The organism is Ruegeria sp. O6 (assembly GCF_056535045.1).
The window spans coordinates 589,641-601,558 of record NZ_JBQERM010000001.1 but is presented as its reverse complement, the minus strand read 5'-3'; the positions used below and the strand labels follow the sequence as shown (position 1 = coordinate 601,558).

At 57.1% G+C, this 11,918-nt stretch carries 11 protein-coding genes; 3 read left to right on the top strand and 8 right to left on the bottom strand.

The window, feature by feature from the left end:
* Positions 1-29: 29 nt before the first annotated feature.
* Positions 30-1,073, bottom strand: a complete 1,044-nt coding sequence (locus ACR0DY_RS02980; RefSeq protein WP_480481295.1) for an ornithine cyclodeaminase — start codon at positions 1,071-1,073, stop codon at positions 30-32.
* Entirely contained in the window at positions 1,073-1,993 is a 921-nt protein-coding gene (gene rocF, locus ACR0DY_RS02975) for an arginase (RefSeq protein ID WP_480481293.1), read from the bottom strand. Before rocF ends, ACR0DY_RS02980 begins: the two co-directional genes overlap by 1 nt.
* An 87-nt stretch (positions 1,994-2,080) precedes the next feature.
* Between rocF and ACR0DY_RS02970 the strand changes: the two genes are divergently transcribed.
* Complete coding sequence (locus ACR0DY_RS02970; protein ID WP_209504154.1) at positions 2,081-2,509, top strand: Lrp/AsnC family transcriptional regulator; 429 nt, start codon at positions 2,081-2,083, stop codon at positions 2,507-2,509.
* Between the two features lie 113 nt (positions 2,510-2,622).
* Positions 2,623-5,232, top strand: coding sequence for a bifunctional lysylphosphatidylglycerol flippase/synthetase MprF (gene mprF / locus ACR0DY_RS02965; protein ID WP_480545645.1), 2,610 nt, complete (start codon positions 2,623-2,625; stop codon positions 5,230-5,232).
* A gap of 3 nt (positions 5,233-5,235) precedes the next feature.
* On the opposite strand, the gene ACR0DY_RS02960 is transcribed toward mprF, so the two are convergent.
* From ACR0DY_RS02960 to ACR0DY_RS02935, 6 genes are all read right to left on the bottom strand, one after another.
* Positions 5,236-6,786, bottom strand: coding sequence for an efflux transporter outer membrane subunit (locus ACR0DY_RS02960; RefSeq protein ID WP_480545644.1), 1,551 nt, complete (start codon positions 6,784-6,786; stop codon positions 5,236-5,238).
* Between the two features lie 11 nt (positions 6,787-6,797).
* Positions 6,798-7,943, bottom strand: coding sequence for an HlyD family secretion protein (locus ACR0DY_RS02955; protein ID WP_267366155.1), 1,146 nt, complete (start codon positions 7,941-7,943; stop codon positions 6,798-6,800).
* A 21-nt stretch (positions 7,944-7,964) separates the two neighbouring features.
* The gene (locus ACR0DY_RS02950) at positions 7,965-8,327 is read right to left on the bottom strand and encodes a DUF3302 domain-containing protein (RefSeq protein WP_267366156.1); all 363 of its coding nucleotides are present in this window, start codon (positions 8,325-8,327) and stop codon (positions 7,965-7,967) included.
* A 35-nt stretch (positions 8,328-8,362) separates the two neighbouring features.
* Positions 8,363-8,932: a disulfide bond formation protein B gene (locus ACR0DY_RS02945; protein WP_480545643.1), complete on the bottom strand. Its 570-nt coding sequence runs from the start codon at positions 8,930-8,932 to the stop codon at positions 8,363-8,365.
* A gap of 10 nt (positions 8,933-8,942) precedes the next feature.
* Positions 8,943-9,098, bottom strand: a complete 156-nt coding sequence (locus ACR0DY_RS02940) for a DUF5993 family protein (protein WP_209595994.1) — start codon at positions 9,096-9,098, stop codon at positions 8,943-8,945.
* Between the two features lie 107 nt (positions 9,099-9,205).
* Positions 9,206-9,967, bottom strand: coding sequence for a DeoR/GlpR family DNA-binding transcription regulator (locus ACR0DY_RS02935; protein ID WP_480897783.1), 762 nt, complete (start codon positions 9,965-9,967; stop codon positions 9,206-9,208).
* A gap of 180 nt (positions 9,968-10,147) precedes the next feature.
* On the opposite strand from ACR0DY_RS02935, the gene glpD reads away from it, so the two are divergent.
* A complete protein-coding gene (glpD, locus tag ACR0DY_RS02930) occupies positions 10,148-11,734 on the top strand; it encodes a glycerol-3-phosphate dehydrogenase (protein ID WP_480537676.1) in 1,587 nt (528 codons plus the stop codon).
* Positions 11,735-11,918 lie beyond the last annotated feature (184 nt).

The window sequence follows — 11,918 nt, the reverse complement described above, 5'->3', positions numbered from 1 at the left end:
CGGCGGGGGCAGAGCCCCCTTAGGCGCGCCTAACCGGCCCGCATCAGCATTCCGAACAGGTCGCGCGGATCGTCCGGGTCGGCCAACATGTCCAGAGGCTCAAAGAACGCAGTGCCTTCGATCACCTGCTTGACATAGCGCAGGGCTGAGAAATCTTCGATCGCGAAGCCAACACTGTCGAACAGGGTGATTTGGCGGTCGTCTGTGCGCCCTTTGACAGCTCCGGTCATAACCTGCCACATCTCGGTCACGGGATGATCAGCATCCAGCGCTTGAATCTCGCCCTCGATCCGGGTTTGCTCGGGGTATTCGACAAAGATGTCCGAGCGCAGCAGGATATCCCGATGCAATTCAGTCTTGCCGGGACAATCGCCACCGATGGCGTTGATGTGGACGCCGGGGCCGACCATGTTGTCGGTGAGGATGGTGGCGTATTTCTTGTCGGCCGTGCAAGTGGTGATGATCTGAGCACCTTCAATAGCGTCTTCCGGCGTCTTGCATGGGATGACCGTCAGGCCTTTGCCTTGCAGGTTTGCGGTGCATTTCGCTGTTGCACCGGGATCGGTATCGTAAAGCCGGACAGTGTCGATCCCGCACATTGCCTTGAAAGCGAGGCATTGGAATTCGGACTGCGCCCCATTGCCGATCATGGCCATGGTCGTGGCATTCTTTGGGGCAAGATAGCGCCCGACCAGAGCGGACGTCGCCGCCGTGCGCAATGCAGTCAGCATCGTCATTTCGGTCAGCAGAGTGGGATACCCGGTGTAAACATCCGCCAGCAATCCGAATGCGGTCACAGTTTGCAGACCCTCGGAGGTGTTTTTGGGATGTCCGTTCACGTATTTGAACCCATATGCCTCCCCATCCGAGGTGGGCATCAGTTCAATCACTCCGTGGGGTGAATGCGCCGGAATGCGCGGGGTCTTGTCAAAGCTTTCCCACCGTTTGAAATCGGATTCGATCTGATCGGCGATCTGTACGATCATCTGTTCGACACCTATGTGGTGAATCAGCCGCATCATGTTGTCGACGGACACGAAAGGCACGAGCGCCTTTTCAGAAGGTTGGGTCATCAGAAACTCCGGGTGGGGCGGTCAAAGATGCGACGGCCCATAAGTGAGGCGGCCAGATCGACCATCAGTTTTGCGGTGCGGCCACGTTCATCCAGGAACGGGTTCAGTTCGACAAGATCCAGAGAACTGACCAGTCCGCTTTCATGCAGCAGTTCCATGACCAGATGAGCCTCGCGTTCGGTCGCACCGCCGGGAACAGTGGTGCCGACGGCAGGGGCAATGGCCGGATCCAGGAAATCAACATCCAACGAGACGTGGAGAAGAGCGTTTTCGGCTTTCACGCGATCCAGGAACGCCAGCAACGGCGCCTTGATCCCATGTTCGTCAATGCTGCGCATGTCGGCCAGCATGGCGCGGTCCTGTTCCAGCGCCAAACGTTCCGCCGGGTCGACAGAGCGCAGGCCAATCATGCCGACTCGGTCCGTTGGCACGACAGCGGGTAAGGGCGGAAGCGCCTCGAATCCCGACCTTCCTGTGAAATAGGCGACGGGTGTGCCATGCAGGTTGCCGCTGTCTGAGCTGTCGGGGGTGTGAAAGTCACTATGGGCATCCAGCCACAGAACGAACAGTGGGCGGTCGACCTTAGCAGCATAGGCGGCCATCCCGGTCACGGTTCCCATGGACAATGCGTGATCGCCGCCCATGAAGATTGGAATGCCCTGTTCAGCCGCTGTTAATGCGGCCTTGCTCAGCGCTTGTGTCCAACCGATGCATTCGGGCAGCGCGAACAGGTGCGGATGCTCAGGCAAGCCGGTTTCTTCAGGTTGTACGTTGCCCCAATCGCAAACGGAGTGACCAAGATCGGTCAAGGCCTGATCCAGCCCGGCCACGCGATATGCGTCGGGACCCATTCGGCAACCCTGACGCCGTTTTCCGGCGTCCATCGGCGCGCCGACTAAAATGATGTTTTTGCGTTCCATGTGGTTCATTTAGGCCGTCACTGTGTCTTGCGTGAAGAGCACAAAATGCTCAAAATGGTTCAGGAAGTTCCTTAATGGGAAAGTGATATGGACGAATTGGATAGTCGTCTGCTGGGCGCATTGCAGCGCGACGCGCGCGCCAGCCTGTCAGAGCTGTCGGAAACGCTTGGTGTGACCCGCACGACGGTGCGCAGCCGTTTGCAACGGCTCAAGCAATCCGGTGAGATCGTCGGTTTTACCGTGTTGACGCGTCGGGATCTGGCACAAAGCCCGGTACGTGGGCTGATGATGCTGGAAATCGAGGGGCGCGGCACCGAGCGCGTGATGTCCCGGATCGGAGCCATGCGGCAGGTCACGGCGGTCCATTCGACCAACGGCAGTTGGGATTTGATTGCGGAAATCAGTACGGAAACTCTGGCCGAACTGGACGAGGTTTTGTTTCAAATTCGCAAGATCGACGGCGTTACACGTTCGGAAACGAACCTGCTGCTGTCAACGCGCAAGGGGCGGCTCTAGTGCTTTGAGATGAATGCGACTTGTGCCAGAGTTTGTGAGCAGACAGGGTGCGGCTTACCCTAAGGTAGGCCGCTTGCTGTCTAAGGGTTCAGTATATCCGGAAGGCTTACGGCATGACGACATCTGAAAAAGGCGACGGGCCTTTAGCCGGACAATGGGCCGAACGACTTGTTGCCCTGCTGGAAAAACCTTGGCTGCGCATCGCGTTACCGGTCGTTATTACCGGGATTGCCCTTTCGGTTTTGCACGATCTGTCGGCCCATGTGAAATGGTCGGATGTCCAGACCGATATTTCGGCGACATCATGGAAACTGATGTTTTTTGCGATATGCTGGACAGCGTTCAGCTTTTTGTCGCTGTCGCTTTATGATGTGTTCGCGGTACAGAGCGTGGCAGATGGCAAGGTGCCGTTACCTGTGGCGGGGATGGCCGGAGCCAGCGGATACGCGGTGTCGAACTGCCTTGGGTTTTCCTACATCACGGGAACCGCGATCCGGTATCGGATATACGCGTCGCTTGGCTTGGACCTTGGCCGGGTGGCTGGTGTAATCGCGACCTCGTGGGTGGCGTTCTGGATGGGTCTGATCCTGATTTTGGGCTTATTGCTGACCCTGCACCCGGATGGAATATCCAAGGTGATGCCCGTCAGCGAAACGGCCGAAACCATCATAGGATTGTGCTTGCTGGCTGCATTTGTCGCGATGTTTATTTGGCTGTCCAGCGGTGGCCGGCGGTTGGCTGTTGCAGGCGTCGGTTTCGATCTGCCCGGCGGGAAACTGGCGGGCCTGCTGACGTTGGCTGCCATTGGCGACCTGTTTGGCGCATCCATGGTGCTTTACGTTTTAATGCCGGATGATCTGGGTGTCGGGTACCCGTATTTCTTCACGATCTATATCGCCGCCATTGCCGTTGGGATCCTAAGCCATGCGCCGGGTGGGATCGGCGTGTTTGAGGCGACATTGATTGCCGGTCTGGGGGCGTCAGGCCGTTCGGATGTGATTGCTGCGTTGCTGCTTTACCGGGTGGTTTACACTTTTCTGCCATTTGCAGTCGCCAGCCTTTCCATTGCTGTTGCATCTGCCTTGACCCAAAGACACATGATCGGCGGTGCCGCGATCTGGGTTTATCGCGTGATCCGTCCCATGGTTCCGATGGTCGCGGCCGGAGTAGCCGCAGTGGCCGGAGTGATCTTGCTCGTGTCGGGCGCTTTGCCAGCTGGGGCGCAAAAGCTCGGCACGCTGAAAGATCTGCTGCCGCTTTCGTTTGTCGAGGCTTCGCATCTTGCAGGCAGCGTCGTTGGCGTGTTGCTGTTGCTGGTCTCGCGCGGGTTGTTCCGCAAGCTCTACCGGGCATGGGTTGTTGCGATGGTGTTGATGGGGGCAGGGTTCTTTGCGTCGCTTGCAAAAGGGCTCGACATCCACGAAGCGCTTTCGATGCTGGGAACGATTGGTTTGCTGGCCATGTTTCGTGGCGCGTTCTACCGGGTCAGTGGTGCGTCGATTTTTCGGCTGAACATCCCATGGCTGATCAGTGTCGTGGTTCTGCTGGCGGTGATTTTCTGGATCGGGCTGTTTGCATATTCGCATGTCGAATACCAAAACGATCTGTGGTGGCAGTTTGCCTGGAACGGTGACGCTTCGCGCTTTCTGCGGTCCAGCCTTGTTGTGGCCGTGATCGTGGGCATTGTTGCCGTGAACTCTCTGTTCGGGCGTGAGATACCGACACCACAGCGGGTTGAAATCCCAAAAGTTGTCGAGCGGCTGGTGATGGAGAGTGAGGATACGGAATCCCAGATCTCGCTTACCGGCGACAAGCAATTCCTGATCTCACCGGATGAGACCGCGTTTATCGCCTACGCCGACACGGGCAATGCGCTGATTTCAAAAGGAGAACCTGTTGGTGACGAGAGGGCCGGGCAGCAACTGATCTGGCAACTTCGGGAAATGGCGGATCGCGAAGGTAAACTCTGCGCGTTCTACAGTGTCTCGACCAAATATCTGCCGACTTTTCTGGATCTTGGACTGTCGATCCTGAAGATTGGTGAGGTTGCGCGGGTGTCATTGCACGACTTCTCGCTGGACGGAAAGTCGCGCAAGCGGTTCCGACAGGCCAAGAACCGTGCTCAGCGCGAAGGATATGTGTTCGAGATCATTCCGAAAGAAGAACTGGCGCCTCTGTTGCCAGACTTGCGTGGGATTTCAGACCGCTGGCTTGCGCAAAAGGCCGGTGCAGAAAAGGGCTTTGCGCTGGGTGGATTTGATGATCAATACCTGTCCTATTTCGATCATGCGATCCTGCGTGATGGCAACACCGGCAAGATCATGGCCTTTGCCAACCTGTTCCAAGGGGGAAATAAATCCGAGTTATCACTGGACCTTATGCGCTATGAACCCGATAGCCCAAGTTTCGTCATGGACGCTCTTTTCGCCGACATGATGGATTGGGGTGCGCAGCAGGGTTTTCACTGGTTTTCACTGGGTGCCGCACCGTTCTCAGGGATTGAGAACCGTCAGCTTGCCTCGCTTTGGAACCGGATTGGAGGGTTCGTTTACGAACATGGCGAACAGTTCTACCATTTTGAGGGTCTTCGTGCGTTCAAGCAGAAGTTCGATCCGGAATGGAGCCCGAATTATCTGGCCAGCCCCGGCGGGCTGGCCGCGCCCCGCATCCTCTATGAGGTCAATATCCTGATCTCGGGCGGGTTGCGCGGGTTAACCAAATAGCACCTAATTCAGGCTCGCGCGGGTTGGGGTTTTCTGCAGCAGATCGCCCCAATCCGTGCGATAGGCCATCTCGGCCAGAACGGTTTCAGGCAGGAATTCCTGATTTTGACGGATTTGCCATCCGCCGCCCAGGCCCTTGTAAACCGCCACCAGGTTGCTGGATACTTGCTGCCGCGCCTCGATCAGGTTGGCCTGTGATCGCAATAGCGCGGTCTGGGTGTTCAGAACACGCGAATAATCGGCAATGCCGTCTGTATACTGGTTGACGGCGATTTCGGCAGCTTTGCGTGAGGCCTCGACACTTTGCTGATAGAACCCGACCTGCTTGCGTGCCTGCGCATAAGCGACCATGGCACTTTCAACCTCGGAATAAGCGGTCAGCACAGTGTTCTGATAATTCGCAATCAGCGCCTGGTAAGCGGCGTCCTGCGCGCGAACATTGTTCTTGATGCGGCCATAGTTCAGCACATTCCAGACCACACCGGCACTGGCCAGACCGGTGGTGCTGCCACCGCTGAACAGATCGCGCCCACCGGATGCCTGCAGACCGATTGCGCCTGACAGGATGAATTGGGGATACAGGTCCGCCATCGCGATGCCCACTTGTGCCGATTGCGTGGCTGCCGCCAGTTCAGCCGCGCGTACATCCGGGCGGCGGCGCAGCAATTCAGCGGGAACGCCCACTGCCACATTTGCCCGGGCCGATGGAATGCGGCCGGTATTGCCCAGCAGACCGGTCATGCGTGAAGGTGTCGTGCCCAACAACACCGCAAGCGCGTTCTTGGTCTGTTGCAGGTCGCTTTCCAGTTCGGGTACCAGCGCCTTAGTGTTGTTCAACAGGGCGGTGGATTCCTGCACGTCCAGTTCCGTGGTGACGCCATTGTTGAACCGCAGCTGAGTCAGGTCTGCCGAGTCCTGCTGCAATTTGATGTTCTCGCGCGCAATTGCCAGCGTCTCTTGCAGCGCCCGGATATTGACGTAAAGCGCGGCGACGTCCCCGGTCAGCGTAACCAACGCGTCGTCGTAGTTTGCCACTTGCAGGGCCAGGTTGGATCGCGCCGCCTGAACACCGCGCCGCTGGGCGCCCCAGACGTCCAACTCCCACTGGGCATCGAAGCCGACTTGCGAGGTCGAGAACTCGGTATCCAGCGGGATGACGCGATTGACATCCGAAATTGGCCCCAGATTGTCGCTGATCTGGCGCCGTTCAAGCGAGCCGCCAATGGCCTGCGACTGCGGGTAAAGCTCGCCAAAGGCGATACCCAGTTGCGCGCGCGCCTGCAAAACCCGCGCACCAGCGACCTGAAGTGTCAGGTTCTGGGCGTAGGCCTCGGCAATCAGTTTGTTAAGGGTCGGATCATTGAATGTCTGCCACCATTTCACGACAGGCGCACTGCGCGAGGTCAGCCCGCTTTGACCGGCGCTGGGGTTGTTGACCTCAATCCATTGTTTTACGACAGGTGAATTGGGGCGCACAAAATCCGGTCCAACGGGTGTGCAAGCCGCGAGAGTGGCGGCGCAAATGGCGGTTCCCAACAACCTGCGGAGTGTCATGGCGCGCATCCTCAGATATCCAGGGGTCGGATGAAGTTGGCGAAGGAATAAAGGCGGATGTTGATGCGCCTCAGAAACTCAAAACTTTTGCCCTGGCCTGTATAGATTGCCACAGCGGCATGGCCGCCCGCTGGGAAGATGTGGTCTTCCGGCACATCGACGGTGATCTGAACCGCAATCCGACCGGGCAGTTTGGGCAGCTCGAAACCGGGCAGGCGGCCCGACGGGATGAGTTGCCCTTGACGGGTGGCCCACCAGATCGCTTCGACCTTGCCCGTCAGGATTTCACCGGGATAAAGATCAAGCGCGACTTCGACCTCTTGTCCCGGTTCGACAAATTTCAGGTTCTGCTGGCGGAATGTGGCAAGGATATAAGGGCTTTCATCAGTCACGAAGCTGGCAATCGCACCCAACCGGACGTCACCGACTACCAATCCGGGGCGGGCCTGCTGTGAGACGATCATGCCATTTTCAGGCGCATAGATTGTTGTGTTTTCCAGAAAATACTCGGCTTCGGCCAATTGCGCCTGCGCCTGAAGGATGCCCGTGTTCACGCCGTCAATCTGCGATTCCAGCGCCAGTTGAGCCTTGGTCAGGTTGGCCCCAGCCTGTTTGACGGCGGCCTGATCTTCCGTCACCTGTTCGTTCCATCGATCCAGATCGTCCTGACGGGCGCCTCCGGCCGGAACAAGATTCTCATACCGCGCCTGTTGGGTTTGCGCATAGGCCAATTGCGCATTGGCCCGTTCGACAGCTTCGGTCGACGCAATGACATCCTGTTCAAGGATTTTGGCATTCTGCTGTGCCGCCACCAACTGGGCCTGCGCATTATCGACCGCCAGCGAAAACACCGTATCATCGAACCGATACAGCGGATCGCCCTTTGCGACCGGTGTATTCGGTTCAACAAGAACCTCGGACAGAATCGTCGGCTGTGTCAGCTTGGGGATGATCTGTATGGTCGAACGTACCACGTGGCTGTCTGCTGAAAACGGCTGAAAGAAGCGCAATGCCACAAGGAAGATCAACAGCAGGTGTGCACCCACCCAGAACGAAACAATGCCCCAGGCAATGTTGAACTTCAGCCATTCCAGCTTGAAAAAAATGAGCCAGACGAAAATGATGTAGAACAGCGTGATGCCGAGGGCGACGAACATAGGAATTAGGGTCCTTCGGTCTTAACTGGGTTGTGTGTCATCTGTGTCCAGACGATCCTGGTATTCGGGTTTGACCCTACCGCCCAGGCGTTTGATTTCATCGCGGATGGCATCTTTTTCCTCGTCCGGGCCGCGGCGAATATCGACCGTGACGCCATCGTGGAAAGCCCACATGAAGGCGTGAACCCAAGGCACGACAGCCAAAAACCCCATCCATCCCATGATCTTTACGGCTTCGGCATGGGGATGATTACGTTTGATCGCGATCCGCCCCGGAAGGCCCATAATGAACAGGAACAGCGCCATAACTGCTGCAAGCAGCAGGATCAGCGCGACCAATGTCAGATAGTCATAATAGCCCAGCGGCTGGCCCAATAGTCCCATTTGTGTGCCTCCATCAGGGGAAGGTTAGGGTATCCTCAATCATTCGTTTTCAGTTCGTCAATCAACTTGTAATCCGTGGGCGGGTCATCACAAACGCCCGGTCCGCATTCCAGCAGAGTTGAACCGGCGTTCAGTACGGCAAGTGCCAGCATGACAAAGAAGGCGGTTTTGGCCAGCTTGTTTCCCCCAAATCGCCCCTCGCTGGTCGCGCCCGAGTCGTATTGGCGATCAAAAAGCAGCATGAACGACGTACCCAGCAGGACAAGGAAAAAGGCGATGCCCGCCCAAGTGTAATAGTGCAGCCCCAGAACGGGCGAACCGTAGTGGCCGGTTCCCGGCACAATGTGCAACAGGATTTGCCGGATCGAAACGCTGCCGCCATACAAAGCGGCAATCAGCATGATGGCATAGTGCTGCGGTCGCGCGCCATACAGCAGGTTCAAGCCCAGCCCGACGCCGACAGCAACAAAGCCGACACGCTGCAACAGGCAAAGCGGGCAGGGTAGTTCGTAAAGGACAAGTTGATAGAAGAACGCCAGCGCCAGAACAAGACAGACAGCCAGCATTCCGATCGCGTTCAGTGTACGGGACAGTTCAGGTGTCATGACGAGGCCCTCAAAGCTGAATTGTCAACTGACTGGTGGCGTGGAATTTCAACCAGTAGATACTCAGGGCAATCGTAAGGAAGAACAGCGCATTGCCTGCCTTCGTCATGTTGAAATAGTTGAGCCCCATCGTGGCAGTAAGTAATGCAAATAAAAGCGCAATCATGGCCCGGTGCTCCCCTCCCGTGCACATATCCTTATGCAGACGATAGTGTCAGGCCGGGTGGCATCTGGCAAGCGACGCGGTAATTTGGGGACTATTCTTAATGTCCGCTAGCTACATAGGACGATGTCCGTTTGCCATTCCTGACTGCGCAGGTGCAGATCGCCAGGTAACGGCGCATCCGTGTAGATCGCGTCGATTTCAGCCAAAGAAGAGATGCGCGCCGGGGCAGAGCGGTGAAACTTTGAATGGTCGGCAACCAGAAATGTGCGGCGTGCCTGCGCAATGATGGTCTGGCTGACTTGTACCTCCTGAAAATCGAAGTCCAGAAGATCTCCGTCAATGTCCAAAGCTGAACAGCCGATAACGGCAAGATCAAATTTGAATTGCCGAATGGTCGAAACGGTCAGATTTCCGATCAACCCGCCGTCTGTGCGCCGCAGGACGCCTCCGGCCATGACGACCTCACAATCCAGATTCTCAATCAGAATGTTTGCGACGTTCATGTTGTTGGTCACAACCATCAGGTTCTTGTGGTTCAGCAATTGCCGCGCCACGGCCTCGGTCGAGGTTCCGATGTTCATGAAGATCGATGCGCCGTCGGGGATATCGATGGCGCAAGCCTGTGCAATACGGGTCTTGGCGTCGGCGTTCAGGGCACGGCGGTCTTCATATCCTATGTTGGAAACGCCCGAGCGCAGAACCGCGCCGCCATGCACCCGATCCAGTTTACCTGCCTCGGCCAACTCGGTCAGGTCGCGCCGGATCGTCTGGACCGTGACACCAAATCTTTCGGCCAACCCGTCAACGGTGACGCGGCCTTCGGCCCCGGCAATGTCCAGAATGTCAGATTGGCGGAAAGACAGCGACATGGGTGTTTCCAGACTTGAAGTGTTTCTTTCGTTTTTGTTCTTTCTAGCCGGTTTTGCAAGAACGGCATGCGAAAATATAAGGACAGCGTTGCAAAACGAAGAAATTCGAACATAAACATTGACCATACGAAGAATGTTCTGGCAAATGCCTATCATCCATCCTGACAAGGAATCATTGGCATGCAGTCAGCGGACGTTCAGACAACGGACCTTTTTATCATCGGTGGCGGGATCAATGGTTGCGGCATCGCACGGGATGCTGCTGGCCGCGGGCTGTCAGTTGCTTTGGCAGAGATGAATGATCTGGCCTCGGCCACGTCATCAGCCTCGACAAAATTGTTTCATGGCGGGTTACGGTATCTGGAGTATTTCGAGATCCGTCTGGTGCGCGAGGCCCTGATCGAGCGTGAAACCCTGTTGCGTGCGATGCCGCATATCAGCTGGCCGATGCGCTTTGTGCTGCCCTACCACAAGGACATGCGGTTTGACTCGGAAACGCCGACCTCACGGCTGCTCAGCACGGTCATGCCGTGGATGCGGGGGCGGCGTCCGGCCTGGCTGATCCGGTTGGGTTTGTTCATGTATGACAATCTGGGTGGCCGCAAAATTCTGCCGGGCACCACATCACTGAACCTGCGATCGGCTCCGGAAGGCGTCCCGTTACAGGACAAGTTCGAAACGGCTTATGAATACTCTGATTGCTGGATCGAAGATTCACGGTTGGTGGTCCTGAATGCCCGCGACGCCGAGGCGCGCGGTGCGCAGATCATGGTGCGAACCGAGGTGATTTCGGCCGAGCGGGTGGACGACCTTTGGCAGATATCCATTCGTAATCGCAACAGCGGCGAAACCCGTCTTGTCCGGGCCAGAATGCTGATCAACGCGGGTGGCCCTTGGGTCGGTGACATCATCCAGACCAAGATCCGTGTCAACTCACGCGAGGGTGTTCGGCTTGTTCGGGGCAGCCATATTGTGACGCCCCGGCTGTATGACCATGACAAGTGCTATTTTTTTCAAGGCGAAGACGGCCGCATCATTTTCGCCATACCATACGAGCAGGATTTTACCCTGATCGGCACAACGGATCAGGATCACCCAGACCCTGACACGAAACCCGTCTGTACCGAGGCCGAGCAGGAGTATCTGTGCGCTTTCGCATCGAAGTATTTCAAGCGCGCTGTGACCCGCGAAGATGTTGTGTGGACCTATTCCGGTGTGCGGCCGCTTTATGATGACGGCGCCAGCAGTGCCACCGCCGCAACGCGGGATTACACGCTGAAGGTCGATGCGCAGGGTGGGGCGCCTGTATTGAACGTGTTTGGCGGCAAGATCACCACCTATCGACGGCTTGCGGAAAGTGCTCTGGAGAAGGTTGGTGAATTTTTTCCGAATATGCCGGGCCCCTGGACCGCCGGTGTGACGCTTCCGGGCGGTGACTTTCCGGTTGATGCTGTTGAAGCCCTGACTGATCGGCTTTTGGCCAGGTATCCGTTTCTGGGTGCCGCCTGGGCTGCACGCTTGATCAGGGCCTATGGAACCGAAGCAACAGAGGTCCTTGGCGATGCGCAGCAGCCGTCTGATCTGGGCGAGGATTTTGGCGCAACCCTGACCGCGCGGGAAGTCGCGTGGCTGATCGACAAGGAATATGCACGGACCGCCGAAGATGTCGTCTGGCGGCGCAACAAGCTGGGCTTGCGACTGAATGCCGAGCAGATCGCGCGGATCGACGGCTGGATGGCTGAACGGCTGGCCCCCGGCTCGACCTGATCCATCTTTCTATCCTCTTGGCGGGTGATGAGCGTTGTGCTAGCCGTTGGATACGGTCGGCAGACACCGAGGCGTCGCTGCTCTTACCCAGAGTGCTAAACCTGCCAGTGTATGTGAAACTATCGCAACCATCAGGGCGTTGTTTCGTCAAGTCAGCGACCAACGATCGCGCAAAACGCCCGAT

Coding starts and splice junctions, on each gene's coding strand:
- ACR0DY_RS02980 (WP_480481295.1), bottom strand. CDS start 1,073: ATGACCCAACCTTCTGAAAAGGCGCTCGTGCCTTTCGTGTCCGTCGAC.
- rocF (WP_480481293.1), bottom strand. CDS start 1,993: ATGGAACGCAAAAACATCATTTTAGTCGGCGCGCCGATGGACGCCGGA.
- ACR0DY_RS02970 (WP_209504154.1), top strand. CDS start 2,081: ATGGACGAATTGGATAGTCGTCTGCTGGGCGCATTGCAGCGCGACGCG.
- mprF (WP_480545645.1), top strand. CDS start 2,623: ATGACGACATCTGAAAAAGGCGACGGGCCTTTAGCCGGACAATGGGCC.
- ACR0DY_RS02960 (WP_480545644.1), bottom strand. CDS start 6,786: ATGACACTCCGCAGGTTGTTGGGAACCGCCATTTGCGCCGCCACTCTC.
- ACR0DY_RS02955 (WP_267366155.1), bottom strand. CDS start 7,943: ATGTTCGTCGCCCTCGGCATCACGCTGTTCTACATCATTTTCGTCTGG.
- ACR0DY_RS02950 (WP_267366156.1), bottom strand. CDS start 8,327: ATGGGACTATTGGGCCAGCCGCTGGGCTATTATGACTATCTGACATTG.
- ACR0DY_RS02945 (WP_480545643.1), bottom strand. CDS start 8,932: ATGACACCTGAACTGTCCCGTACACTGAACGCGATCGGAATGCTGGCT.
- ACR0DY_RS02940 (WP_209595994.1), bottom strand. CDS start 9,098: ATGATTGCGCTTTTATTTGCATTACTTACTGCCACGATGGGGCTCAAC.
- ACR0DY_RS02935 (WP_480897783.1), bottom strand. CDS start 9,967: ATGTCGCTGTCTTTCCGCCAATCTGACATTCTGGACATTGCCGGGGCC.
- glpD (WP_480537676.1), top strand. CDS start 10,148: ATGCAGTCAGCGGACGTTCAGACAACGGACCTTTTTATCATCGGTGGC.